Source organism: Mucilaginibacter aquariorum (genome assembly GCF_024498135.1).
GTDB lineage: Bacteria > Bacteroidota > Bacteroidia > Sphingobacteriales > Sphingobacteriaceae > Mucilaginibacter > Mucilaginibacter aquariorum.
The window spans coordinates 132,663-158,715 of record NZ_JANHOH010000005.1 but is presented as its reverse complement, the minus strand read 5'-3'; the positions used below and the strand labels follow the sequence as shown (position 1 = coordinate 158,715).

Genomic DNA, 26,053 nt, shown 5'->3' with positions numbered 1-26,053 from the left:
ATAATTGGTTTTAAGCGGTTCCCTTTTTAAATTCGTTAACGGCATGGTTTACCGCCCGTGCCGTGAGGGCCATAAATGTAAGCGATGGGTTTTGCACGCCGGTTGATGTCATGCAGGCGCCATCTGTTACGTATACATTTTGGCAATGATGTAAGGCATTCCATTTATTTAATAAAGATGTTTTAAGGTCGTTACCCATACGCACACCGCCAACTTCGTGTATATCAAGTCCCGGTGCCTGTTTGGTATCAAAGGTCTGGATGTTTTTACAACCTGCCGCTTCCAGCATTTCAGTGCCTGTTTTAAAAAAATCATTTAATAACTTTTCGTCGTTATCATCATAATCTACAGAAGTGATCAGCAACGGCATGCCCCATTTATCCGTTTTATCTTTACTAAGCCTAACGTGGTTAGTTTCCTTCGGGATGGTTTCACCTTGCATTGACATGGAAATCTTCCACGGGCCCGGTTCGGCAATGGCATCTTTAAAATCTGCACCTATCCCCTCTGCATCTGCCTGCGGGCGAGAGGCGCCGTAGAACACCATATATCCTCTTAAAAAATCAGTCTCCTGCTTTTGAACGTTCCTAAAATTGGGGATCATGGGTTGTGTGGGCCGGCGGCCGTAATAATATTTATCCAACGGACCATCAAAATCGGCAAATATATTACCCCGGTAATTTTGAAAAGCAATGTACTTACCCAGCAGCCCGTTATCATTCCCTAAACCGTTTGGAAATCTCGGGGAAGTAGAATTCAACAAAATGAGGTTGGTATTAAGGCAGGCGGCATTGATAAAGATAACATCTGCATAAAACTCATGCTGTTGCATGGTTTCGGCATCTATTATCCGCACGCCCGTGGCCTTTCCTAATTTTTCGTCGTATATAACAGAATGTACTACCGAATGTGGCCTTAAGGTAAGGTTACCCGTTTTTTTGGCCCATGGAATGGTGGATGAGTTAGAACTAAAATATCCGCCAAAAGGGCATCCCCTTTCGCATTGGTTCCGGGCCTGGCATTGCCCTCGGCCTTGTTGTAAATGTATAGGTTCGGGCTTGGTAAGGTGTGCACATCGCCCCTGTATTACATGCCGCCCGGGATATTTAGCCATAATACTGGAGGCAACATTTTTTTCTACCGAGTTCATTTCCCAGGGAGGAAGGAACTCTCCGTCAGGCAATATATCCAGGCCATCGCGGTTACCGCTAATGCCTACAAACTTCTCCACGTGCGAATACCAGGGAGCAAGATCATTATACCTGATGGGCCAGTCAACAGCGTATCCATCCCTTGCAGGCCCTTCAAAATCATGAGCGCTCCAGCGTTGCGTTTGGCGCCACCAAAGCAGCGATTTGCCACCAACCTGGTAGCCGCGGATCCAGTCAAATGGTTTTTCCTGTATGTAAGGGTGATCGGTATCTTTCACAAAAAAATGAGCGGTAGATTCGTCAAACGCATAACACCGGGATATAACCGGGTTATCTTTTGTTACCGATAAAGGCATTTTTAAGTGATGAGAAAAATCCCAGGGGCCTTTTAAAGGTGTTGGGTAATCCTTAAGGTGCTCTACATTTCGCCCTCTTTCCAATACCAGCGTTTTCAAGCCTTTTTCACACAGCTCTTTGGCTGCCCATCCCCCGCTGATACCAGATCCTACTACAATAGCATCGTAGGTGTTCTGTTTGCGCATTTTAACACTGCTGTTGCCGGCTTCGGCTCCATGCTCTATTATCATACCCGAATATAATTGGTGTTGTTAAATTTATATATTTTCGTGATAAATAGTGCAATTGGTGGTATCGTCCGCAAAATACTTCGGCAAAGCGTCTTCAGCAAATAACAAAGGCCACCTACCGTTAGTAGATGGCCTTTTATTAACTGAAAAATTAGTTTGCTACCGCGTGCTGGCCGGGTACGTACCCACCGGCAGTGGTACGAAATGCAACATTAAGGCGATTGTAGGTGTTAATGGCTACAACCCCCATAGTTAGATCTATCAATTCTTCTTCAGAGAAATGTGCCCTTGCCTGTTCGTAAACTTCATCACTTACACGGCTCCCAATAATATCTGTAACATCTTCGGCCCATGCAAGCGCGGCGCGTTCACGGTCGGTATAAAAAGGGGTTTCGCGCCAGGCGCTTAAACCATACAGGCGTTGTTCTGTTTCACCTTTTAAACGCAGGTCTTTTGAGTGCATATCCAGGCAATAAGCGCAGCCATTAATTTGCGATACCCTAAAATAAATTAAATTTAAAAGAGGTTGCTCTATTGCTGATTTTGCCAGATATCCGCCTAATCCATATAACGATTTTATTGCGTTGTGACCTTTTTCGAAAACATTAATTCGTTGTTCCATGGTGTTTATTTTAATTGTTATTAAATATTTGAATCACCCTTATGACGAATGGCTTTACAGAAATTGGACAAAAAAATTAAAGAAAATAAAAAAAGAGAGCACAAAGCCAGGCACAGCTGATGTATGATTGCTCACTTATGCAAAAAGTAATAATTCCTTATATTTAATTATCGAAACAACGCCTTTTTTCATTATCTGAAACTTTGTTGAAGTAATTAAATGAACAATATTATCCTGATAATAACCGCCACATCTACCGCTTTAATAGCCGGTTTGTTTTATGCTTATAGCTGTTCGGTAAATATTGGGTTAGGCCGCCTGCCCGATAGGGAATACATTGCCGCTATGCAAAATATTAACAGCGCAATACTTAACCCACTATTCTTTTTAAGCTTTATGGGTACATTGGTATTACTGCCGGTAAGCGCATGGCTCAATTATGAACAATCATTATCCGGCCGATTTTTGCTGCTGCTTATCGCCGCTATATTATATGCCATTGGGGTGTTTGGCGTAACTATGTTCGGCAACGTTCCTTTAAATAACATGCTGGCTGGCTTCGATCTTAAGTCGGCTACTGCAGCTGATATTGCCTGCCAACGCTTAAGTTTTGAGCGGCCATGGCTGCTGTTACATAACATCCGTACCGTTACCTCGGTAGTTTGTTTAGTACTCGTATTAATAGGCTGCATCTATAAATTCGACTAATTACCTGCTATTTTCATATCTAAGCCATCTCCCTACTTATGTAACAATCATTATACTTTAGGCAGTGTTACCAAACTGTTAATTTGCTTTATCTTGGTATTTTCAAATAACAAACTGAAAAACGATCTTATTGAATTATGAACAGATATTTACTAACGGTAACGGCTTTTGCATTAGCGCTTAGCGCCAATGCCCAGCAAAACGCCCCGGTAACCGCTAAAGATTACGAACATGCCGAAAGCTTTTTAAGCTACAATACCGACCCTCTTATTGACCGTGCCAGTGTTAGACCAAATTGGCTTGCCGGCGATAAGTTTTGGTACCGCGTTTCAACTGCGCAAGGCAACGAATTTATACTGGTTGATCCCGTTAAAAAAACACGCACCGCCGCTTTTGATGCTCAAAAACTTGCCGACGCGCTTTCTGCAGTTGCAGGTAAAAAGTATGACGCCAATAAACTGCCTTTCCAAAGCATCAATTATACTGTCGATGGCAAATCGGTTTTATTTACTGTCGATGGCAAAAAATGGAACTACAACCCGCAAACTAACCAGGTAACCGAAGATACATCTAAAGCAGCGGAGGTTAAACCACCTGTTCTTACCGGCCGTGCTGCCAGGGGTGGTGGTAACGAAGTGTTTTCGCCGGATGGCAAACGTGCCGCTTTCATCAAAAATTATAACCTGTGGGTGCGCGATGTTGCTACCAACAAACAAACCCAACTAACCACCGATGGCATAAAAGATTTTGGTTATGCTACTGATAACGCCGGCTGGACCACAAGCGACAGGCCTATCGTATCATGGTCGCCCGATTCTAAAAAAATTGCCACTTTTCAGCAGGACCAGCGTAATGCCAGCGATATGTACCTGGTAACTACCAATGTGGGCAAACCAAAACTCATGGCATGGAAATATCCCCTGCCGGGCGATAAAGAGATCATCACCATACAAAGGGTAATTATTGATGTGGATAATGCAAAAGTTATCCGCTTTAACATTGCACCAGATCCGCACCGAGCTACACTGAGCGATGATATATCAAGCAGCGGTACATTTGATGATGCTGATTGGAAAGAGGATGGTTCGGAGTTCGCGTTTGTATCTACCTCACGCGATCATAAGAACGAGAAATTCCGCATAGCAAATGCCCAAACCGGCGCTGTGCGTGAGGTATTTGAAGAAACTGTTAAAACACAATACGAATCTGGCTGGGGTGCTATTAACTGGCGTTACCTGCCTGCCTCAAAAGAGATCATCTGGTTCTCGGAACGCGATAACTGGGGGCACTTATACCTTTACGATGCCACAACCGGCAAGATAAAAAACCAGATCACCAAAGGCAACTGGGTAGTTACAAAACTGCTAAAGGTTGACGAAAAAACCCGCACGCTTTACTTTGTAGCAGGTGGCCGCGAGCCGGGCAATCCATACTTCTCTCACCTGTACAAAATCAACTTTAACGGCAAGGGCTTAACTTTACTTACCCCCGAAGATGGTAACCACACCATTACCTTCTCGCCCGATTACAAATACTTTGTTGACAGTTATTCGAAACCTGATATGGCACCTGTTATCGTGCTGCGCGATATGAACGGCAAATTGTTATCCCCTTTAGAAAAAACAGATATATCAAGATTGGTAGCAACAGGTTGGAAAGCCCCTATCTCTGTTAAGCTTAAAGCGCACGATGGCACCACCGATATTTATGGTTTGATGTTTACACCAACTAAAATGGATGCGAACAAGAAATACCCTGTTATCGATTACATTTACCCGGGTCCGCAGGGTGGTGGTGTTGGCAGCTGGTCATTCGCGGCATCAAGAAACGATCACCAGGCATTAGCCGAACTGGGCTTTATTGTGGTTGTGATAGAAGGCACCAGCAATCCACTGCGTTCAAAAAGCTTCCATGATATGAACTATGGCAACATGGCCGAAAACACCCTGCCCGATCAAATAACCGGCATTAAACAATTGGCTGCCCAATACCCTATCGATACTACAAAAGTGGGGATCTGGGGCCATTCGGGCGGTGGTTTTGCTACCGCGGCGGCTATGTTTCGCTATCCCGATTTCTTTAAGGTGGGGATCTCAGAATCGGGCAACCACGAGAACCGCAACTATGAGGATGATTGGGCCGAACGTTATAACGGCCTTGTAGAAAACTCAGACTACGATGCACAGGCTAATCAGAATTTCGCCAAAAACCTGAAAGGCAAACTAATGCTTGCGCACGGCATGATGGATAACAACGTGCCGCCATACAACACACTGCTGGTTGTTGAGGCATTGGAGAAAGCCAACAAAAGCTTCGACCTGGTGATATTCCCTAATAGCGCGCATGGCTATGGTGCCTATGGCCCTTATATGATGCGCCGCCGCTGGGATTATTTTGTGAAAAACCTGTTAGGTGCCGAACCACCTTACGATTACCAAATTAAACCAAGACCAAGTCAACGCTAAAACCTGCGACCAAATATTAATACCAAAGCCTGCAATGTTTATTGCAGGCTTTTTTGTTTCAGAATCTTCGGGGTCTATCAATATAATCCGGAATTAACTATCTTGTAATCAAAACATTTAAGGTAATTGCATGGAAGTTTTTACTCATATTAAATACGTTATTGGTATCACACTTAGCTTTAGCCTGGCACATTTGCTTAAGGGTACGGTTAAATTTGTTCAGCACCCAACCCGCGTAAAACCTTACATAACCCATTTATTATGGGTTTTGTACATGTTTCTTACCCTTGTACATTTTTGGTGGTGGGAGTTTAAATTAGCCGGCATTACCGAGTGGCATTTTTTCACTTACTTTTTTATTGTGCTGTATATTACCAATTACTACGTGATATGCGCGCTTTTATACCCCGATGACATTAACGATTATAAAGACTACAAGGATTATTATTTCTCCAGACGGAAATGGTTATTCAGCTTTTTAGCCATCGCTTTTATGGCCGATCTGGTAGATACAATTGTTAAAGGGCACGAATATTTAACCCATTTTGGATGGGAACTACCTGTACGCGCCCTAATCCTAATGGGGCTTTGCCTCACGGCCATAAAAGTAAAGGCCCCCCGGTTTCATCTATTATTAGCTATCCTGTTTATTTTGTATGAGCTATCCTATATAGCACGGTTCTATAATATAGAAATGAAATGATGCTTCGCCCGATAGATAACTATTTTTTGCAGCATAGCGAGCCAACACAAAGCTGCCTGCAATTTTTACGCGGCCATATCCTTAAACTGGATACCAACATCACCGAAGAATGGAAATACGGCATGCCTGTTTTTTGCTATAAGGGTAAAATGATGTGTTATCTGTGGGTTCATAAAAAGCTGCACCAACCATATTTGGGTATTGTACAAGGTAAACATATAGAACATCCCGACCTGATCATTGAGAAAAGGGCGAAAATGAAAATACTCCTGTTAGATCCAAATGAGGACCTACCCATGGATAAGATAAATACTATCTTAAGCCAGGTGCTGGCTTTTTTCACGCACTAACAAAAAATGCCACCCTGATGGGCAGCATTTCTATTTCGTTTATTTTGCATTTACAATACTTCTGCACCAGCTGATGCCACTTCATGATCCTGCTCTACCGAACCGCCAGATACACCTATAGCGCCAATGATCTTTCCGCTGCCATCCTTTAGGACAACACCACCGGGAAAGGTAATAAGTCCGCCGTTTGAATGTTCTATATTATAAAGTGGGCCGCCTGGTTGTGATAGTTTACCTATCTCACCCGTGTTCATGTCGAAGAAACGTGCGGTTTTCGCTTTTTTAATAGAAATATCCACCGAACCCAGCCAGGCATTATCCATTCGATGGAAAGATACCAGGTTAGCGCCCTCATCAACAATGGCTATATTCATAGGCACGTTGATTGCCTTTGCTTTTGCTTTAGCAGCTTCTGATAGTTTTTCTGCCTGTTCTAATGTAATGCTCATAGGGAAATAATTAAATGATGTGGGTAAAATTAAGTAATAAACAGCCCGTATTAAGGGATGTTTCGTTTATTATTCGTTTTATCCACATGTACTTGATAAACCATTTCAAACAGTTCTAATACAAATTCCTTATCACCATAAGTTTCCATATAAAAACTTAACCAGCCGGTATTCTTAAGGATATGATGATCTTGCACCCGGTTATTTAGATGCATTAATTGCTGTTTTAATTTGCGGTTCAGCAGCATATCCAACAATCCATTACTGTGAATGTGCCCTAATTCGGTTTTGCCATAATTAAACTGTAAACCGCCGTATTTGTGGGTAGTGGCAGTTGTACCCGGCCATGTTAATATTTCCTTCTCAACATCGTCAATCCAATCAAGCAATTTGGGGTTGGTTATTAATGTCCATAGTTTTAGCCATGCATCAAACAAATGAGGTAAACCGGGTATAAACTTCAGAAAACCCCAATATTTAACAACAAAGTTGAACATGTTATTTTGCTTCGCTCAGTTCTTTAATATGCTCCATTACACGCAGGTGCACATTGCGGGTAACGCTTTCGGCCCAGATATCATAATACCATACCGGGAACACATATAACCTGTACCAGCTATTACCGGTTAGCGTTGTTGTACCATCATGGTTATCTTTTAACAGGAATTGCCCACGCAGAATGTCGATATGACCCATTATCTCCGGGTCACGGGGCTGCTTGGTAATATCGAAGGTAAGATCTTTGTTTTCATCATAGGTTACTATCTTTTCATCAAACACATACCCATTGCTAAATATGCATTTACGCTTTGCGCCTAAATAATACCCTTCGGCAGTTGACTGTACCGGGCTGGGCATCCCAATGCGGAAAAGCCAGTATTTGCCCGGGGTTTCTATCCGTTTATAAGCTACTACATATTTCCAAACCTTGGCAGGCGGGGCGTTGATCACCATGGTATCGGCAACATTGTTTTCGTAATGATGAACGGATAGCGAATCGAAAATAAAGATACCGAACAGAATAACAAACACGCTTACATTAAGGGTTTGGTTGTTTTTCTTAAACATCTTATAACCTACAGAACTACCCATGATTATAAATGCCATTAATAGCGGTGCAACTATAATTAAACATATAACCCCTTCTTTTAAAATGATAGCGCTCAATAACAACGCAATAATTGTATTGTAACATGACCAGGCGGCTAACTGTCTGCTTCCAAAATTTATGTTTCGCCAAAACCATGCACTTACTATGCCCATTAAAAAAGGAACGATGACAAATTCTGAAAATATCAGTGTACCATTAAAATCTTTCATAAGCAATTTGCTTATCCCTATTGTGGCCATCCCGAAAGCATTGGAGAGTAAAAAGCCGTTATTTTTTGGTGAGAATATTTTGCCGAGCATGATAAGGTTTGTTTAAAGGTGACTATTATTTGTGATATACTCTAACTGATAGGTGTAACGACAGGCGATATATAAAGGGATTATACCTATCACTCCGAAAGAACAATCTACCAGTTGCCAAAACAGCGGGATATGCCTGATAGGCCCCGCAATAAATGCCAGCGGGAATATCAGCACGCAAGCAATCATGCCAAATTGCAATACCCAAATGTTTCTTACCGGGTCGCGCAAGGGGCCAATAAATGCTATCGCGATAACGATGTGGGCGAAGGCCAGCCAATCGGTGCCATAGCTTAGGTATGGATATTGTGCATTGGTAGTTTTCACTGCCGTATAAATGGTGTTTAACCAGTGCTGCATTTTTGGCGTAAATATATTGAGGTTATTCATCGTGATAGCCAGTTCGCTTTCTATAGGGAATGCGGTGATGCCGCTTAGTACCAGTCCGGCCATCAGGAAGATGAGCCAGCGTTTTATTTTCTTTTTTAATTGTGTTGGGGTAGGTTGCATGGTGTTTGGTTTTATATTCTGATGCTTAAAATATCTTTAATGGCATGTTCCGCCTTTTCAAACTGAAATTGAAAGCCTGCATCAAGCAAGCGTTTGGGGACAACCCAGCGGCTTTTTAATATCAACTCGGTTTCGGTACCTATGAGCATGGCCCCCATTTCCAGCATCCATGCCGGAGCGGGTAAACCAAAGGGAACGCCACAGGCATGGCGCAGCTCTTTCATCAAATCGGTATTTTTTAAAGGATTAGGAGCAGTACAGTTGAGCACACCTTTAATTTCGGGGTGTTGCAGTAACCACTCTGTACATTTTACAACGTCCTGCTCGTGTACCCATGAAACATATTGCTGCCCATCGCCCTGGTGGCCACCCATACCGGTTTTAACCAGATTAATTAGCCTTGGCAAAGCACCCTCGTTGCGGCCAAGCACAATGCTAATGCGTAAAGCGACTTTACGGGTGTTTGGCGTTTCGGTTTCAAAGAAATTTTTCTCCCAAATTTTACAAACCTCTATAGAAAAGCCATAACCAATTTCGCCGGTTTCCTCATCCTGCGGGTGGTCTTCCGCATGGCGATAGATGGTTGCAGACGCCGCGTTGATCCAAAGTTTAGGCGGGATCATCAAACCATCAACTACCTTTCCAAGCAGCGTGGTAGGTTCTACCCTTGAACTGATAATTTCTTCCTGGTTCTTTTGGGTATAACGGCAATTCACATTTTTACCGCAAAGGTTTATCAGCATATCGGCGCCTTCCAGCTCTTTTGCCCAATCGCCCATGGTACGGCCATCCCATACCAGCGTTTTTATATTGCCTTTATCTGTCTGTGGTTTTCTGCTTAATATGATGACCTCATCGGTGTCATATTTATAATGCTCAGCAAGGGCTTTACCTAATTGCCCGTTGCCGCCTGCCAATATTATTTTTTTGTATTTCATGATGATAAGGTTTAGATGAATAAGATAATCAAAAGTATTATGGCGCGGTAAATAGCCCAACTGATGGTGAGCGTCCATCCGATATTTAAAAGCTTGCTCCTGCGGATGTGTTCTAAAAACATCAGCCCGGCAATCAGCATAAAATAGCCCGCGTAAACTATTGGTTGCTCCCCTAATAATCCGCTTAACAATAACATAGGTAACAGCAGCAATGCGCCACCAAAAGATATGGTCATCATATTACCCAGGTACTCCCATTTCTTTTCGTTAAATGTCAAACCAATAATTATCCCCTGGAAAAATATTTGCCCGCCGCATATCAGGTACTCGCGATAAGCGCTACCCACCGGTACTACACCCTGCAATAAACCGGCGTAATGGGTAAGTATATAGGAAGTAACAGCCCAGGCAAATATCAGGTATGTTACCCGGTATTTTAATTTGAATGTTGGCTGTATAGTAAAAGTATCACCTATGCTTGGTATAATAACCCTGCGGTTGTATGACAAGAAGCTGTAAAGCTTACCCATTACCCAAACAAATGGCGCGAAGTTAAACAGTGGCTTAAACACCGGCATTGCGTTGCCAAAAATCTTGAATAAACTTTTTACACCATAGGTAACCTCACCTGTTTCCTGGTCTATCAATGCAATTTCATTCACCGCGCGCTGCCTGTCAACCATTGGGCAGGCTTCAGGGCTTAGTTGCTGGTATGCCTCGCGACCGCTTTTATCAAGCAAGCCGGCCTGTACAAAAGCGTTAGTGTACATTTTGCACATGGGGCATTCGGCATCGTATAATATTGTGTGGTTTTTTAAGGTTATCATTATAGTAATATTTGAATTTTCAGTAAATTATGAAATATATAAAGAAAAAAAATGCTACTTGAACATTTTAAAAATAGAACCCCAAAACCAGTTTTCCTCTGCCTTAAGCATGGTATCTAAAGTTTTATCTACGTTTTTAGCCATCTTGTTTATATCGGTTACAGATTTATTAAAGGTTGCATATTCCGGGTCTTTACTATCTCCTTTTACCTTTACCAGTTCGTCTAATATTTTCATAACCGGTTCCAGCTCGCGTTTGCGGCGCTCTTTAGCCACCTGGCGGGCAATGTTCCAGGTATTCTTATCAGCAAAAAAGTATTCCTTACGTTCGCCTGCCTTATGCAGCTTTTCAACCAGTCCCCAACCCATCAGGTCGCGCAGGGTCATGTTGGCGTTACCGCGAGATATGCTCAGGCTCTCCATGATCTCTTCGGTGGTTAACTCACCCGGGGTAACCAATAGCAAAGCATGCACCTGCGCCATGGTGCGGTTAATACCCCACTCAGAGCCTAACTTGCCCCATGCTTCAATAAACTTTTGCTTTGCTTCTGGTAATTCCATGTACAAATATAACTATCTTTTTAAACTTTCAAAACTTATTGAAAGTTTATTTTATTTTTTACTGATATATCCACCTTGCTTATCCAATCACCTCTATTGGCGCAATTTATATGGCCTCTATCAACTAACCTGTTACAAAATATTTTTCCATCTTACACCGGATAAGCCCATCTTTACCTACATGAATATTTTAGTGACCGGCGCCACCGGGTTTATTGGCCGACAACTTTGTTTTACCCTTGCAAATAAAGGGTATAACGTAAAGGCGCTTTGCCGAAACATTCATCACCCTTATTTAATTAAACATGATAATATCGAGCCTATAAAAGGTGATATATTGGATACCGATAGCCTGCTGAATGCCATGCAGGGTTGCACACAGGTATACCACACCGCAGCCATGGCCAAAATGTGGTGCCGTAACCCGGATGATTTTCTGGAAACCAATGTTACCGGCACCCGCAACGTTTTACTGGCGGCGCAAAAAGCAGGCGTGCAACGTATAGTTTATACATCTACCTGCGGGGTATGGGGGCCAACGCTAAAGTACCCGCTAACCGAAGATGAGCCCCGGATAACAGGCTTCCCCATTGCTTATGAACGTACAAAATACCTGGCCGAACTGGAAGTAAATAAGTTTGTGCAGCAAGGTATGGATGTGGTTACTGTTAACCCATCGCGCGTGTTTGGCGAGGGGCCAATAACGGATAGCAATACCGTTAGCAAAATGATAAGCGGTTATTTAAAAGGTAAATGGCGTATTATTCCTGGTGATGGCGGTCAGATCTCCAACTACTCCTATTTGGATGATGTGGTTGATGGCCACATTGCTGCCATGGAAAAAGGCCTTACCGGCAACCGCTATATTTTAGGTGGCGAAGATGTTAGCTTTAACGAGTTTTTTAGTACACTGCAGCAGGTATCAGGCGTGCAGCGCAATATGGTGAGGGTACCGCAAAAGGTCATTAAGTTTTACAGTCATATTGAGGCTTTAAAAACTAAATTAACCGGACTTACACCCGTTTTTTTACCGGAGTTCGCCGACCGTTTAAAGTTCAACCAAAAATACAGCAGCCAAAAGGCTGTTGCGCAATTAGATTACAAAATAACCCCCTTTACCGAAGCTATGCGCAAAACCGTTGATTATTTAAAAGCAAATTAATATGCCTCAACTAACCGCCATAATTACCGGTGCCAGCGAAGGTTTAGGCAAAGCATTTGCCATTGAATTAGGTAAGCGCGGTATTAATATGGTACTGATCTCCCTGCCTGATACGGGGTTAGATAACCTGGCAAAATACATCCGCAAAAATTTTGAGGTAAGGGTTGATGTGATAGAACTTGACCTGACCAATGCTGAAAGCCATCAACAAATATTTGCCTACTTAACCCAACAACAACTAACCGCATATATCCTTATCAACAATGCCGGCATAGGTAATTGGGACTGGTTTATTGACAACAGCACCGACTTTTACAAAAAACAAATTGACCTTAATATAACCACCCCCGTTTTGCTAACGCGATTGTTTTTAGGCCAGGTAGATGCCTCCGTTACTTCTTACATACTAAATGTGGGCAGTATGGGTGGCAGGTTTGTGGTACCACGCAAACAGGTTTATGGGGCAAGCAAAGCCTTTATCAATTATTTTACCCAATGCATGCAGCTGGAGCTTTTGGGTACAAACGTAAAAATGAGTTTGCTTAGTCCGGGTGGGATAAACACCAAGCCCGAGCTACTGGTGATAAACCAGCAGCTTAAAGGTATTGCCAAAGCCACCATTCTGGAGGCGGATGAAGTAGCACGTATTGCTATTGATGGCCTGTTCAAAGGCAAAAAAGAGATCATCCCCGGCGCTGCTAATAAATTGCTGGTAATATTAAATGGCATCTTGCCGGGCTTTATTAAGAGCGCCATTATTAAGGGTAAGTTGAAGGAGCATGGTAAATAACGTAGAGACGGGTTGTCATCCTAAGCGATAGCGAAGGATCTGATCGCAAACATACACATCGGCGAATAGATGCTTCACTATCGTTCAGCATGACAGCTTTGTAAGATGAATTATTTACCTGCAAACCTTGGCAGCAGATCAACTGCCGCACCGGGCATTTTGACTTTATAACGGTAGCCTCCCGGGAAACTATCCTCTTCCTTTATAAATTCGTGACCTTTTTTGCTGATCCAAAAAGTTTGGGTGTAGCGGGTTCCTTTGTTTTCGGTTTCGTTGAATAGCTTCCAGCAATCTACCTTTTGGTTGTCTAAAGTGCTTATAACTTCGCTGCCAGTAACTTTGTAAATAATGTGCTCGGGTTTGCCATAACCGGCATCATAAAAGTTAATGGCAAAAGTTTTACCGGCTGCCAAGGGCATCATCTCAAAGGTTTCGATATCCTGGTTCCAGTTAAAATTTGGCTCGGTAAAATTCAGCACAAAATCCTTTTTTGTATTTAATGCAACTGTATCTGCCCCTTTTATTTTGTCGGCATCCCAATTGTAGGCCCCTACTTTACCACCAATAGTTTCGGTATGATAAACAGGCGAAAAATCTTTCACCCTGTTTACCGAATATCCTGTTCGATAGCTAATAGTATCGCCGCCATACCAATGCTGGGTGGTAGCAAATACTTTTTCGCCGTTGCGGGTCTCTATTTTTGTATCGCGCAGCCAAAACCAAAACCTTAGTGCTTTAGGGTTTTTAGCGTTCTGAAAGTATACCAGGTACTGACGTAACCCGGGTTTTAAGGTAGCCGTGTTCAGGCGATGGTCTTTTACACGAATGGTATCTACCTGCGCCACTGCATATTTTGGCTGTGCCGATAAAAATAATGTAGTAAGGGAGGTTATTACTATTCCTGCTATTGATAATTGTACTTTCATGATATGTGCTATATGGCGTTTAAGTTTGTTGCATCAAACCTCCTGTTAATCAGTTGTTACATAAAATTATTTAAACCATATGCCCAATATATTTAGCGGGTAAAGCTTAGTTTTCAATAAGACGGCCTGCTGTCACTTATAACCGCAATACACCTATCTGTTGAAGAAACACACCTATTGATTGAATAAAAACCCGCTGTTGTTTAATGTGGTGGATATCTATCAAAAAGCTTTGTACTTTTAAGCATGTTATTGCTAAAAAGGAAGCCCAACATTGTGCAACTACAGTGGATGATCTGGGTATTTGTTTTCCTGGTGCTCACTATGTCGCTGATTGCCATGGATGGTTTGGTACAGGCTGCCACTTACGCGCTTTTAAATACAACCTTTTACGCGGCTATTATTTATGGTAACATTCTGTGGCTTTTTCCCCGTTTATATCAAAAGGGGAAAATTGTTACCTATATACTGGCGGTAATTATATTTCTGTTAGTTATTGGTGCGATAAGAGCGTCTATCGCACTCAATGTTTATAATTTACTCTTCGCCAAGCACCCCGAGCCCATGACCTTTAAGGCGATAGCTACAACTATCGTAGGTGGCATAATGATACTCTTGCTCAGCTTTATATTTCGCATTGCCATTGCTTACTTTGCCCTGAAACAACAATCCGAAGATATTATCGCCCAAAAAACACAGGCCGAATTAAACCTGCTAAAATCGCAGGTGCAGCCGCATTTCCTGTTTAATACGCTGAATAATATTTATTACGAGGCCTATCTGGAAGCTCCCCGAACGGCAGCATTAATAGAGCGCCTGTCAGATATTATGCGCTATTTTGTTGACGAAAGCCCAAAGCAGGAAGTGAACCTGGGTACCGAGATCCAGTTTCTCGAAAACTACATCGCGCTGGAAACCATCCGGATCCGCTATGAGATTGATATTACGTTCACCAAGAATTGCGACACCGCTTTAAGTTTGCCGCCAATGTTGCTCATGACCTTTATTGAGAACATTTTTAAGCATGGTATAGATAAAAGCAGCAGCCATAATAAAATAGAGATCTCCTTATTGCAGCAAAACGGGCGTTTGGTATTTACTACCAGCAATACCGTTCCTACTAACCCTTTAAATACGCCATCAACCGGGTTTGGGATTCAGAACCTGCGTAAGCGCTTAGTGCTTTTGTATAAAGCTGATTTCGATTTACAGGTTGAAAATAAAGGCGATATTTATGTAGCACAACTAAACATCCCGCTGGCATGAATTTAAGGTGTATTATTATCGACGATGAGCCCAATGCGGTTAGCCTGCTGGAAGTGCTGATTGGCCAAACCACGCAATGGCAACTTTTAGGCAAATGCTATAACGCTTTAGAGGCTATAGATTTTTTGAAAGCCCATACCGTAGATTTTATTTTTCTGGACATCAATATGCCCCACTTAACCGGCATGGAACTGGCCGGCCTGCTGCCTAAAGAAACCAAAATTGTGTTTACCACAGCCTACACAGAACATGCTGCCGAAAGCTATGCCTTCCAAACTATAGATTACCTGCTAAAGCCCATAACCCTGAAACGTTTCCTGGCTGCCACACAAAAAATTGAGTCCGCTTTTGGGAAGCAAATAATTATTGAAAAGACAGAAAGCAAGGCCGATGATGCCTATTTCTTTGTAAAATCAGGCAAGACCTTACGCAAGATATTATTGGATGAGGTGTTATATTTTGAAGGCGAAAAGGAATACGTGCGCCTGGTTACCGGCGCCGAAGAGTTGTTGATCTATCGCCGTTTAAAAGAAATTGAAGAGCAGTTGCAGCGCCCCTTTGTTCGTGTGCACAACTCTTATATTGTTAACACCAAACTCCTAAGCAAAATTCAGGATAACCATATTTATATTGGCAATAAACAGATCCCCGTAAGCGAAAAGTTCAGGGAGGGTTTTATGGCGATGATAAGGCGGAGGATGTTTTAGGGGGGCTAACCTCTTGTACTTGTCATGCTGAACGATATTGAAGCATCTATTCGCCGCCATACAATTCGCCATGCAAAGTTCGCTAACAGATCCTTCGCTATCGCTCAGGATGACAGGTCTGTTTGGAGTTTTCGCTGCCGCGGGATTAGCGCAGCATATCTCGTGGTATATCCTGGCATAAGCTTTCAGCTTGTGTCAGCTGAAAGCTTACCTTGTGCGGCACCACGGGCTGAAAGCCCGCGGCAGCGCTTATTATTTTACGATTCCGTCAACTCTCCCCTTAAATCCTTCTCCAGGCAGCGTTTTACTTCCTGCGGATCATCTATCTCGCCAAGCAGGTACATCATTTTGGTAACAGCGGCTTCGTAGGTCATATCGTAACCGTTGGCAACACCTATATCTTTCAGTTGCTTGCTGGTTTCGTATCGCCCAAGCTCAACGGTGCCTACTTTACATTGCGAGATATCCAGGATCACTTTACCGCTATCGATAGCGTTTTTAAGCAGATCAATAAACCACTGGTCGGTTGTGGTATTACCGGCGCCAAATGTTTCCATTACAATACCACGTACATCGGCACCTAAAATGGTTTCAACCACCTTCGGACTAATCCCCGGATACAGCTTCAACACGGCAACATCGCTCACCAGTTTATTATGAATTTTCAACGGACCTTCGCCCGGCTCACGAATATCATTTATGCTGAAACGCAGGTGTACGCCAGACTCGGCCAGTATGGGATAATTAGGCGAGCGGAAAGCTTCGAATTTTGATGAATTATATTTGAATGCACGGTTACCACGGAAAAGCTTATAATCAAAATAGATACAAACTTCAGGCACACGCGATCTGTCATTCTTCTTTGCCTTGGCAATTTCAATGGCCGTCATCAGGTTTTCCTTAGCATCGGTACGTACCGCGCTAATGGGCAGCTGCGACCCGGTAAAAATCACCGGTTTATCCAAATTTTGCAGCATAAAACTTAATGCCGATGCCGTAAAGGCCATGGTATCTGAACCATGTAGTATCACAAAGCCATCAACTGTATCATAGTTGGCTTCTATCAGTGCTGCAAGTTCGCCCCATATAACGGGGTTCATATTTGATGAATCGATGATCTGCTCGAATGAATGTACCTTAATTTTGCAATTAAGCTTCTCCAGTTCGGGCACATTATCCATAATCTGCTCAAAGTTGATAGGTACCAACGTTTTTGTAACAGGATCGCTCATCATACCTATTGTCCCTCCGGTATAGATGATCAGTATCTGGCTCATTTAGATCAGGTTTATGCTGTAAATATTAAATATTATATACCAAATATCCTTTTTGAATTCTCTGTGGTGATATTAGCCACATGTTCAACAGATGTTTGATATAGCTCCGCAACCTTTTGGGCTACATAAGTTAAATAAGAGCTTTCGTTAGGTTTACCACGGTACGGAACGGGCGTAAGGTACGGAGAATCGGTTTCTAAAACCACATACCCCAGGTCAATTTGCGGTAAGATTTTATCTAACCCCGCATTTTTATAAGTTACAACCCCGCCAATACCTAAATAAAAGCCCAAACTGGTAATTTTATTGGCTTGTTCAAGCGTTCCGGTAAAACAATGAAATATCCCCCTTAGATTTTTGTCGTGTTCGTCCTGCAATACCTGGTAAACCTCATCAAAAGCATCCCTACAATGAATTACTATTGGTAATTTCAATGTTTTAGCCCACTTTATCTGCAGTTTAAAGGCTTGTATTTGTTCGGTTAAAAAGGTTTTATCCCAGTAAAGATCAATTCCAATTTCGCCAACGGCATATATTTTATGCTGATGCAGCGCAGGCACAATTGCAGCCAGCTCTTCCTCCCAGTTCTCTTTTACCGAACAGGGGTGCAAGCCGAGCATAGGATAACAATTATCGGGGTAGGCCGTCAATAAATCAAACATCAGCGGTACCGATGCCGCATCAACGTTAGGCAAAAATAAGCGGTCGATGTTATTATCGCGACAGCGCTGCATAAGCTCCGTACGCCTGGCCTCATCAGTTTCGTAGTATAGATGAGTATGTGTATCGGTTAATACCATGGCACAAAATTAAAAAAGCCTTCTTTGCAGAAGGCCTTTTTGATGAATTAATTTTTCTTTTTAGCTACCGCTCGTTTTTTAAGCGGTGCTTTTTTCTTTAAAGGCGCTTTGGCAGCAGGTTTTACAACATTGTGTTTAACCCTTACTACTTTCACCAGCTCTACATCAAATATCAATGAAGCGTATGGTTTAATAGCACCCGAACCATATTCGCCATAGCCCAACACTGATGGGATAATAAGTTTTGCTTTCGAGCCTTCGTTCATTAGCAGGAAAGCTTCGTCCCAACCTTTTATTACCCTGGCTGTACCTAATGCAAAGCTAATAGGCTCGTAAGTGCGGCCGGGCTGGTTTAAACCCGCTGCTTTTGCATCAGCTTCAATGCTGGTGTCAAAAACTTTACCATCAAGCGATCGGCCGGTATAATTTACATATATGGTATCGCCATTTAGCGGCTTTGGTTTTGTGCCTGCCGTTTTAATAATATACCTTAAACCCGATGGAGTTGCCTTTGCAACGAGGTTATTGCTTTTAATATAGTTTTCTAATGTGGCACCTTCGGCTACCTTTAATTTTTCGCCTTCGGCTTTCATTTTTGCCATAGCAGCGTTACGCTCGGCCATGGCTTCTTCCAATGATTGTGCCTGCTGAATTTTTAGGTTGAAAACAATATTACCTCCTTTTTTAAAAAAGGGTGGCATTTCTGCCTCGTGGCCTTTAAATACAGAATCAACGGGCACTTTAATAATGGCACTATCATTAACCGATAACAGGGGGAATATATCCATCAGATCAGCAATATTGGTTGATGGGCGCAACTGGGCTTTTATCGGCTGTCCTTGTTTATAGGTACTAAACAATACCGAATCATTTTCGGTGCGTTGTACCGCGTTAAAGGTGACCACATCGTTCTGTTTTAATTTAGCACCGGGATTGTTGCTGATGATCTGGTATTGCACGCCCCTATCGGTACGCTTAAACTGCGCATTGGCAGTGGCACCAAGCAGGCAAAATATCAAGCTTAAATAAAAAGTATTTTTCATCAGGATAATTTTTAATGGAGATGAAGCTATCATAAGCTGTATTTCATGATAGTTTCAGTTTAATAAAAAAGCCTTCCGGGTAAACTCCGGAAGGCTGTATAAGGTTAATTTAAACTATCTAACTTGCGGCATTGTCGGTTGTACCGGTTTTGGCGCGTTAGGGTTTGCTTTAATAATATTTACTACTTCAACATCAAAAGTAACCGGTGAAAAAGCGCCGATCATTGGTGGAGCACCTTGCTCACCCCATCCAAGTTCTGATGGTATTACAAAGGTTGCTTTAGCGCCTTTATTTAAAAGCAACAAGCCTTCGTCCCAACCTTTAATTACACCACCTGCACCAACAGCAACCTTAATAGGCTCATATTTACGGCGTGGGTCAAGAGGTTTTTTCTCTTTCATCGCTTCTTCTTTTACGCTGGTATCAAACAATTTACCGCTTAATAACCTACCGGTGTAATTTACTACAGCTGTATCGCCGTTAACCAAATTAGCTCCCGAACCCGGTTTTGTAATTTGGTATTGCAAACCAGATGCAGTGGTAGTAGTAGTAAGTTTTTTCTCGTCAACATATTTCTTGATCTTAGCCGGCTCTTGTTTTTTAATAAGATCTGCCTGTGCTTTAAAGTAATCGGTAACGTGTGCCTGGAAAACCGGCTCGGTAGTGTTGCCTCTTGGAATTACTTTTTCAATTTTAACTTCATAAATAAGGTATTTACCTTTAATGCCCGGTGGCTTAGGCTGGCCTTTTTTAAACATCGAATCGATATTTAACTTGATAGTAGCGCTATCACCTTCGCTTAGCAATAAAAACGCTGATGAGATATCACCTTTACGTGGCGATTTCTCTATTATTTGCGGAACCGGGCGGCCCAGTTCATAAGTGCTTCCCAATACAGAGTCGCCTTCAGTTTTTAATATCAGGTTAAGGCTAACAAAGTCGCCTGCTTTAATGGTCGCTCCTGCTTTATCCGTGCGGATGTTGTATAACAAACCGCCCTCGGCTTGTTTAAATCCACCTTTGCAACTTGCAAGCCCTAATGCTGCAACTGCTATGATCATTAAGTTTTTTCTCATCTTTCGTTTTAGTTCTTACTGTAGTTTTATTGTATTAATAGTGTTTTATACTCTGGTAATATTGATTTAAATTTATTGATAGTTGCTTCAAGCGGTTCATCTGACTGGCCGCCTGCCGCATTACGGTGACCACCACCATTGAAATACTTTTTACATATTTCGTTAGCCGGAAACTCCCCTTTAGAGCGCAAAGATAGTTTAACCTTATCATTACGTTGAACTATAAAAGCTGCCAAACGTACCGTAGCAATTGATAAAGCATAGTTCACAATGCCTTCGGTATCGCCGGTATTTACATTAAACCGGGCTATATCAGTTTTATTAACGGATATTATGGCGGTATTGTATTCGGGCAGTATTTCCAGGCAATTGGCCAGGCAATGCCCTAAGAAGCGTAAACGGTTTTCTGATGCGCTGTTGTAAACCAGATCGTGGATGCGGGCGTTATTTGCGCCGGCATCAATCAGCTCGGCTACTATGCGGTGTACTGTTGATGTTGTATTTGGCAAACGGAACGATGCAGAATCGGTCATGATACCTGTATATAAGCAGGTAGCCACATCTTTATTGATCAATTCTTTATGCTTCAGTTGATCTACAATAAAGGTATATACCAACTGTGCGGCAGCGCATGCGTTGATATCCCAATGGCGGTAATCGTCAAAATCTTCGGGCTCCAGATGATGGTCTATCATCACTTTGTAGGCAGCACTTTTGCCAACCAGCACACCCATCTCGTTTATACGGCTAAGGCTGTTAAAATCGGTACAAAAAATAATTTCTGCATCGGCAATAAGTGTTGCAGATAGTTCGGTATTTTCTGTGTAGATGATCACCTCTCCGTTACCCGGCATCCAGTTTAAAAAATCAGGATAATCTGTTGGGGTAATTACTTTCGCATGGTGGCCTTGCTGTATAAGATAGTTATATAGCCCTAAAGACGAGCCCATAGCATCACCATCTGGCTTGTGATGGGTAGTAATTACTATTTTACGGGGCTGATCTAAAAGTTCAGTAAGCGAAGCTAAATCCAACATCAATTTTAAAAGAGTTGCAAAGCTAAGTAAATTAATTAAATACGTATAGCATATTTATAGCAAATACTTTAAGATTCAGTTATAAAACGCTACTTTTGCGCCTCTTTGATTTATAAAGCATAATACTATAATGGCAAATAACAGAACTTTTACAATGATAAAGCCCGATGCAGTTGCTAACGGCCACATTGGTGCTATTTTAGACCAGATAACTAAAGCTGGTTTTAAAATAATAGCACTTAAATACACATCATTAAGCCCGGAAAAAGCCGGCGAATTTTACGCGGTACACGCAGAGCGCGGTTTCTTTAAAGACCTTGTTGGCTTTATGTCATCAGGCCCTATCGTAGCGGCTATATTAGAAAAAGATAACGCTATCGAAGATTTTCGTAAGCTAATTGGCGCTACAGACCCGGCTAAAGCTGATAAAGGAACTATCCGTAACTTATTTGCAAAATCAATTGATGCAAACGCGGTACACGGTTCAGATTCTGACGAGAACGCTGCCATTGAAGGCAACTTCTTTTTCTCGGCTTTCGAGAGATTTTAAAGGATTAACTTTCAATTAAAAGGCGACTGTAAAACATCATTTTCAGTCGCCTTTTTTAGTTTTCCCTTGCTTTGTAAATATAACTATGTATCTTTACTCACCGAGGTGATTTAACATCTAATAATAAACGAATTACAATGAAGTCATTATTAAAATACCTTATCTATTCTATAGTTATCGTAGCTATTATTGTTACTTCAATGGATGTTTTCAGGAGCCATCCCGAGGCACAATTCGTGTTTATATTCCCCGGTATTTTCTTGCTTGCCTTCTCACATATAATGGACGATAGCTTCCGTAAGGTTAGCCATCGGATACGCCTGTCTCGCGGAAGATAGTATTACAGAAATACGATATCTGCCACCAACTCCGTTTTAGCATCGTCATTTATTTTTTTGATTATTTGCTGGCGCATCATAACCAGTTCGTTTTTTATTACCGACGATTCTATCCGCAGAAATAACTTCTTATCTTTTATAAATAACTCTTTAGTACGGTTTGCTACCGATTTGCCCACCAGATCCGGCCAGGCAGATACAATAGCGGTTTCATCGTAACGGCGTTTTATTTTGTACACATTAAGCATTTGCTCAATAGCTTCTTTCAGCGATTTATCGTTGGCTTTACGCATCTATATTGCCCTCCGTTACTTTAAATAATTTCACCCCAACATTTATCTTCTCAAATACCCCCTCAACCCTGCTCATACTGGTATCTGTAATAAACACCTGGCCAAAATCATTATTGGATACCATTTGCATTAATTTGGTAACACGGTTATCATCCAGCTTATCAAAAATATCATCGAGCAACAGCAAAGGCTTAAAACCGTTCTTTTGCGTAAGAAAAGTATACTGCGCCAGCTTCAGCGCTATCAAAAAAGACTTTTGCTGTCCCTGCGATCCAAACTTTTTCATGGGCATGCCATGGATATTAAACTGCAGGTCATCTTTATGGATGCCGGTTGTGGTACGCTCCAGCACTCTATCGCGTTCCATGCTTTTCTTTAGCAGGCCGGCAAATTCATCCTGCAATAATTGCGATTCGTATATCAGTTCTACCTGCTCGGCATCTTCGCTAATAAACTGGTAATGCTTATTAAATATCCCCGTAAATATCTCCATAAAGTTACGGCGCTTTTGGAATATTCGCGTGCCCGATGCTATCAATTGTTCGTCGAAAACAGCCAATAACTCCGGGTCATATCTACCGGTATCTGCAATTTGCCTTAACAGCGCGTTACGGTTTGTTAATACCTTATTATAAGCAATCAGTTCGTCAAGGTAATTATGGTCGGTTTGCGAAATTACGTTATCAATAAATTTGCGTCGCTCTTCGCTGCCTTCTATAATAATGCTGATATCATAAGGCGATATCATTACCAGCGGCAGCAATCCAATATGATCTGCCAGGCGCTGATAATCTTTTTTATTTCGCTTAAATTGTTTCTTCTGATTCCGCTTAACCCCGCAGGCAACCACTTCCTTATTACCGTTTTTTTCGAACACCCCATTTATCATGAAAAAATCGGCGCCTTGCTTTATTTGCTGACTATCAATGGGGTTAAAATAACTTTTACAAAGCGACAGGTAATGCACTGCATCCAGCAGGTTGGTTTTGCCTGCCCCGTTGTTACCAACAAAGGCATTCACACCCTCTGAAAGCGAAATTTCGGCTTCAGCGTAGTTTTTAAAATTGAGAAATGAGAGTTGCTGCAGATACATAATGCGGAGGACAAATTTAGTGTTTTTAACGGTTTAGTTTATTTGTTCATTGGTTTATTTGTTCACAGTTCACGGTCTGTGGGGAGACGCGAAGTATCGCGTCTCTACGTAGAAAGGTTAATTTGCGTTAGGGGGTGCAGCGGATACCGGCCTTGTGGCTAAGGCCTGTGCAGTATGAGCGGAAAACCCGGGCCGCAGGCAACGCCATAATCCATTCTCTTCAAACCCTCATTATTACAATATTTACCAACTAAACACACCTCGACCCAACCATGCTTACAATCAACATAAACAAGCAATTAACTATACGAAATTTAAATTTGTTAAAAGGATTGAAAACCGTATTTTTGCAAACTTAATTTTTAAATACAGATGTCAGCAACCGAGGTGAATACCAAAACTACAGCAGATAAAAACAATGTTGTAAAGAGCGGTAGTTTTGTTCAGGAGAACCAAAAAAGCTTATTATTTATTGCAGCAGCTATTGTTGTAATGATAGTTATTTACGTAGCGTACCTTAAACTTTACCTTGCACCAAGGGAAGTTACCGCGGCAAACCAAATGCACGTGGCACAAGATTTTTGGGCTAAAAAAGACTGGGACAAAGCCATTAACGGCGATGCAGGTTACCCTGGTTTCAAAAAAATAATTACAGATTACAGTAATACCAAAGTTGCTAACCTTGCTTACTTTTATTTAGGTACTGCTTATTTAAATAAAGGCGAATACCGCCAGGCAATTGATAACTTAACAAACTATCGTGGTGATGACAATATGGTTGCTGCCGAAGCTTTAGGTAGCACCGGCGATGCTTATGTTGAATTGAAAGATTACGACAAAGCTGAAACCTATTTCAAAAAAGCGGTTGATAAAGCCAGCAACAAATTCCTTTCTCCATTTTACTTAAAAAAATTGGGTTTGGTTTACGAAGCAAAAAAAGACAACAAATCTGCAGCTGATACTTACAAAAAGATCAAAACTGATTACCCTGAAAGCGCAGAAGCACAAAACATTGACGAATACATAGCCCGCGCAGAGGCTAAATAGTAATATTAGCTTTATAAAACATTGTAATGCCTGCTTATTCAGCAGGCATTATTTATTTAAAACGATTTCTATCTTTACCTGAATTATTTACGGCACTAAGTTTCTTACAATCTAAAATCGTAAATCATAATTCTAAAATAAAAATGGCTACTCAATTAAAAAACCTGTCAGATTTTTCAACCGCCAGCGAAATACCATCGGCTGTAAATTATAGCTTTGGTATAGTGGTTGCCGAATGGAACGCCGAAATAACAAATGCCCTTTACCAGGGTGCTTATGATAGCCTTATTAAATACGGCGCCAAGCCCGAAAACATACACTCGTACCCGGTACCCGGAAGCTTCGAGTTAACCAGCGGTGCGGAATTATTACTAAAAAATAAAGAGCTTGACGCCGTTATAACCCTGGGTTGTGTGATACAGGGCGAAACCCGCCATTTTGATTTTATTTGCGCCGCAGTTGCAAATGGAGTAAGTAATGTTGCCATAAAATATTCAAAACCTGTTATATTTGGTGTATTAACTACTGATAACCAGCAACAGGCTATTGACAGGGCGGGCGGCAAACATGGCAATAAAGGCGATGAAGCTGCAGTAACTGCCATTAAAATGGCTAAGCTGAACGAAACTTTAATTGGTTAAACCCGTATAAATACTAAGTTTAAAAAACACATGAAGAAGATTTTATACATCGCCATTTTAGCATTGGCATTAGGCAGCATGGCTTCATGCTCAAACAAATTATGCCCTGCATACGGTTCGTACCCTAACCACCGCTAACACAGTCATTTGTCATTTTTTTACCATTAGCCCAAAACCAAACTCAGTTTTACACTGTTTTTACCTTTAAACGGGCGCATTACATTATTTTTGTTTTATGGAATGGATATTGTTGGAAACGGCTGATCAGATAGATAATATTAAACAGCAACAGGGTTATAGCTTAATTTTTAAACACAGCACCCGTTGCTCTATCAGCATGATGGCAAAAAGGCGCTTTGAAATGGACTGGGAAAACCTGCCTGCTGATATGTCTCTTTACTTTTTAGATCTTATTAAACACCGCGATCTATCTAACAAGGTAGCACAAGATTTTTTGGTGTATCACGAATCGCCGCAGTTATTGCTCATAAAAGATGGCGAATGCATCCTTGACCAATCGCACGGCGGTATTTCGGTTGATGAGACCATGAGCGTACTGGCGTAATAAGAGAATCAAGATTAGATATTTGATCCGCAGCGGTTTTTCCTGCGGATTTTTTATGTTTTATATCCTCGCGTCATTGCGAGGTACGAAGCAATCTCTTTAGGACAATTGTACAGCCTGCATAAAGGATTTGCTCAAAGAGATTGCTTCGTACCTCGCA

General features: G+C 41.8%; 30 protein-coding genes. 13 read left to right on the top strand and 17 right to left on the bottom strand.

Annotation, left to right across the window (positions count from 1 at the left end; genetic code table 11):
- Positions 1–10: 10 nt before the first annotated feature.
- Complete coding sequence (locus NPE20_RS18520; protein WP_256540186.1) at positions 11–1,738, bottom strand: GMC oxidoreductase; 1,728 nt, start codon at positions 1,736–1,738, stop codon at positions 11–13.
- 151 nt (positions 1,739–1,889) lie between these two features.
- Positions 1,890–2,360, bottom strand: a complete 471-nt coding sequence (locus NPE20_RS18515) for a carboxymuconolactone decarboxylase family protein (RefSeq protein ID WP_256540185.1) — start codon at positions 2,358–2,360, stop codon at positions 1,890–1,892.
- Between the two features lie 219 nt (positions 2,361–2,579).
- Between NPE20_RS18515 and NPE20_RS18510 the strand changes: the two genes are divergently transcribed.
- The 4 genes from NPE20_RS18510 (at position 2,580) to NPE20_RS18495 (ending at position 6,586) form a co-directional block, all read left to right on the top strand.
- Entirely contained in the window at positions 2,580–3,068 is a 489-nt protein-coding gene (locus tag NPE20_RS18510) for an anthrone oxygenase family protein (protein ID WP_256540184.1), read from the top strand.
- Positions 3,069–3,205: 137 nt separating this feature from the next.
- Positions 3,206–5,533 carry a S9 family peptidase gene (locus tag NPE20_RS18505; protein ID WP_256540183.1) on the top strand — a complete coding sequence of 776 codons (2,328 nt, stop codon included), beginning with the start codon at positions 3,206–3,208 and terminating at the stop codon, positions 5,531–5,533.
- A gap of 130 nt (positions 5,534–5,663) precedes the next feature.
- Positions 5,664–6,236, top strand: a complete 573-nt coding sequence (locus NPE20_RS18500) for a hypothetical protein (protein ID WP_256540182.1) — start codon at positions 5,664–5,666, stop codon at positions 6,234–6,236.
- Positions 6,233–6,586: a DUF1801 domain-containing protein gene (locus tag NPE20_RS18495; RefSeq protein WP_256540181.1), complete on the top strand. Its 354-nt coding sequence runs from the start codon at positions 6,233–6,235 to the stop codon at positions 6,584–6,586. The genes NPE20_RS18500 and NPE20_RS18495 overlap by 4 nt, the downstream gene beginning before the upstream one ends.
- Positions 6,587–6,636: 50 nt before the next feature.
- On the opposite strand, the gene NPE20_RS18490 is transcribed toward NPE20_RS18495, so the two are convergent.
- From NPE20_RS18490 to NPE20_RS18460, 7 genes are read right to left on the bottom strand one after another with little or no spacing between them, the layout of a single operon-like run.
- Positions 6,637–7,035 carry a GlcG/HbpS family heme-binding protein gene (locus tag NPE20_RS18490; protein ID WP_256540180.1) on the bottom strand — a complete coding sequence of 133 codons (399 nt, stop codon included), beginning with the start codon at positions 7,033–7,035 and terminating at the stop codon, positions 6,637–6,639.
- Between the two features lie 50 nt (positions 7,036–7,085).
- Positions 7,086–7,532: a luciferase domain-containing protein gene (locus tag NPE20_RS18485; RefSeq protein ID WP_256540179.1), complete on the bottom strand. Its 447-nt coding sequence runs from the start codon at positions 7,530–7,532 to the stop codon at positions 7,086–7,088.
- 1 nt (position 7,533) lies between these two features.
- Positions 7,534–8,445, bottom strand: a complete 912-nt coding sequence (locus tag NPE20_RS18480; RefSeq protein ID WP_256540178.1) for an SRPBCC family protein — start codon at positions 8,443–8,445, stop codon at positions 7,534–7,536.
- Positions 8,446–8,457: 12 nt separating this feature from the next.
- Complete coding sequence (locus tag NPE20_RS18475; RefSeq protein WP_256540177.1) at positions 8,458–8,955, bottom strand: hypothetical protein; 498 nt, start codon at positions 8,953–8,955, stop codon at positions 8,458–8,460.
- Positions 8,956–8,966: 11 nt separating this feature from the next.
- Positions 8,967–9,893: a TIGR01777 family oxidoreductase gene (locus NPE20_RS18470; RefSeq protein ID WP_256540176.1), complete on the bottom strand. Its 927-nt coding sequence runs from the start codon at positions 9,891–9,893 to the stop codon at positions 8,967–8,969.
- A gap of 11 nt (positions 9,894–9,904) precedes the next feature.
- Entirely contained in the window at positions 9,905–10,720 is an 816-nt protein-coding gene (locus tag NPE20_RS18465; RefSeq protein WP_256540175.1) for a thiol-disulfide oxidoreductase DCC family protein, read from the bottom strand.
- Between the two features lie 54 nt (positions 10,721–10,774).
- On the bottom strand, positions 10,775–11,281 hold the full coding sequence (locus NPE20_RS18460) for a GbsR/MarR family transcriptional regulator (protein WP_256540174.1): 507 nt from the start codon (positions 11,279–11,281) through the stop codon (positions 10,775–10,777).
- 181 nt (positions 11,282–11,462) lie between these two features.
- On the opposite strand from NPE20_RS18460, the gene NPE20_RS18455 reads away from it, so the two are divergent.
- Both NPE20_RS18455 and NPE20_RS18450 read left to right on the top strand, forming a co-directional pair.
- Entirely contained in the window at positions 11,463–12,443 is a 981-nt protein-coding gene (locus NPE20_RS18455) for an NAD-dependent epimerase/dehydratase family protein (RefSeq protein WP_256540173.1), read from the top strand.
- Between the two features lies 1 nt (position 12,444).
- Entirely contained in the window at positions 12,445–13,233 is a 789-nt protein-coding gene (locus tag NPE20_RS18450; protein ID WP_256540172.1) for an SDR family NAD(P)-dependent oxidoreductase, read from the top strand.
- Positions 13,234–13,343: 110 nt separating this feature from the next.
- On the opposite strand, the gene NPE20_RS18445 is transcribed toward NPE20_RS18450, so the two are convergent.
- On the bottom strand, positions 13,344–14,159 hold the full coding sequence (locus NPE20_RS18445) for a DUF3108 domain-containing protein (RefSeq protein WP_256540171.1): 816 nt from the start codon (positions 14,157–14,159) through the stop codon (positions 13,344–13,346).
- Positions 14,160–14,405: 246 nt separating this feature from the next.
- On the opposite strand from NPE20_RS18445, the gene NPE20_RS18440 reads away from it, so the two are divergent.
- Both NPE20_RS18440 and NPE20_RS18435 read left to right on the top strand, forming a co-directional pair.
- On the top strand, positions 14,406–15,425 hold the full coding sequence (locus NPE20_RS18440; protein ID WP_256540170.1) for a sensor histidine kinase: 1,020 nt from the start codon (positions 14,406–14,408) through the stop codon (positions 15,423–15,425).
- Positions 15,422–16,132 (top strand): LytR/AlgR family response regulator transcription factor, encoded by a 711-nt coding sequence (locus NPE20_RS18435; RefSeq protein WP_256540169.1) that lies wholly within the window; start codon positions 15,422–15,424, stop codon positions 16,130–16,132. Before NPE20_RS18440 ends, NPE20_RS18435 begins: the two co-directional genes overlap by 4 nt.
- Before the next feature lie 257 nt (positions 16,133–16,389).
- Here the strand turns inward: NPE20_RS18435 and NPE20_RS18430 are convergent, their stop codons facing one another.
- From NPE20_RS18430 to NPE20_RS18410, 5 genes are all read right to left on the bottom strand, one after another.
- A complete protein-coding gene (locus NPE20_RS18430; protein WP_256540168.1) occupies positions 16,390–17,409 on the bottom strand; it encodes an asparaginase in 1,020 nt (339 codons plus the stop codon).
- 32 nt (positions 17,410–17,441) lie between these two features.
- Positions 17,442–18,209, bottom strand: coding sequence for a TatD family hydrolase (locus NPE20_RS18425; RefSeq protein WP_256540167.1), 768 nt, complete (start codon positions 18,207–18,209; stop codon positions 17,442–17,444).
- 47 nt (positions 18,210–18,256) lie between these two features.
- Positions 18,257–19,252 carry an FKBP-type peptidyl-prolyl cis-trans isomerase gene (locus NPE20_RS18420; RefSeq protein WP_256540166.1) on the bottom strand — a complete coding sequence of 332 codons (996 nt, stop codon included), beginning with the start codon at positions 19,250–19,252 and terminating at the stop codon, positions 18,257–18,259.
- A gap of 114 nt (positions 19,253–19,366) precedes the next feature.
- Positions 19,367–20,329 (bottom strand): FKBP-type peptidyl-prolyl cis-trans isomerase, encoded by a 963-nt coding sequence (locus NPE20_RS18415; protein WP_256540165.1) that lies wholly within the window; start codon positions 20,327–20,329, stop codon positions 19,367–19,369.
- Positions 20,330–20,355: 26 nt separating this feature from the next.
- Positions 20,356–21,366 (bottom strand): DHH family phosphoesterase, encoded by a 1,011-nt coding sequence (locus NPE20_RS18410; RefSeq protein WP_256540164.1) that lies wholly within the window; start codon positions 21,364–21,366, stop codon positions 20,356–20,358.
- A 130-nt stretch (positions 21,367–21,496) separates the two neighbouring features.
- On the opposite strand from NPE20_RS18410, the gene NPE20_RS18405 reads away from it, so the two are divergent.
- Entirely contained in the window at positions 21,497–21,916 is a 420-nt protein-coding gene (locus NPE20_RS18405) for a nucleoside-diphosphate kinase (RefSeq protein ID WP_256540163.1), read from the top strand.
- 137 nt (positions 21,917–22,053) lie between these two features.
- Complete coding sequence (locus tag NPE20_RS18400) at positions 22,054–22,254, top strand: hypothetical protein (RefSeq protein ID WP_256540162.1); 201 nt, start codon at positions 22,054–22,056, stop codon at positions 22,252–22,254.
- A gap of 2 nt (positions 22,255–22,256) precedes the next feature.
- Here NPE20_RS18400 and NPE20_RS18395 read toward each other — a convergent pair whose 3' ends face one another.
- Positions 22,257–22,547, bottom strand: coding sequence for a DciA family protein (locus NPE20_RS18395; protein WP_256540161.1), 291 nt, complete (start codon positions 22,545–22,547; stop codon positions 22,257–22,259).
- Positions 22,540–23,640, bottom strand: a complete 1,101-nt coding sequence (gene recF, locus NPE20_RS18390; protein ID WP_256540160.1) for a DNA replication/repair protein RecF — start codon at positions 23,638–23,640, stop codon at positions 22,540–22,542. Before recF ends, NPE20_RS18395 begins: the two co-directional genes overlap by 8 nt.
- Before the next feature lie 372 nt (positions 23,641–24,012).
- On the opposite strand from recF, the gene NPE20_RS18385 reads away from it, so the two are divergent.
- From NPE20_RS18385 to ytxJ, 3 genes are all read left to right on the top strand, one after another.
- Positions 24,013–24,687, top strand: coding sequence for a tetratricopeptide repeat protein (locus tag NPE20_RS18385; protein WP_256540159.1), 675 nt, complete (start codon positions 24,013–24,015; stop codon positions 24,685–24,687).
- Positions 24,688–24,830: 143 nt separating this feature from the next.
- Entirely contained in the window at positions 24,831–25,328 is a 498-nt protein-coding gene (gene ribH / locus NPE20_RS18380) for a 6,7-dimethyl-8-ribityllumazine synthase (RefSeq protein ID WP_256540158.1), read from the top strand.
- A 235-nt stretch (positions 25,329–25,563) separates the two neighbouring features.
- Positions 25,564–25,893: a bacillithiol system redox-active protein YtxJ gene (ytxJ, locus tag NPE20_RS18375; protein ID WP_256540157.1), complete on the top strand. Its 330-nt coding sequence runs from the start codon at positions 25,564–25,566 to the stop codon at positions 25,891–25,893.
- Positions 25,894–26,053 lie beyond the last annotated feature (160 nt).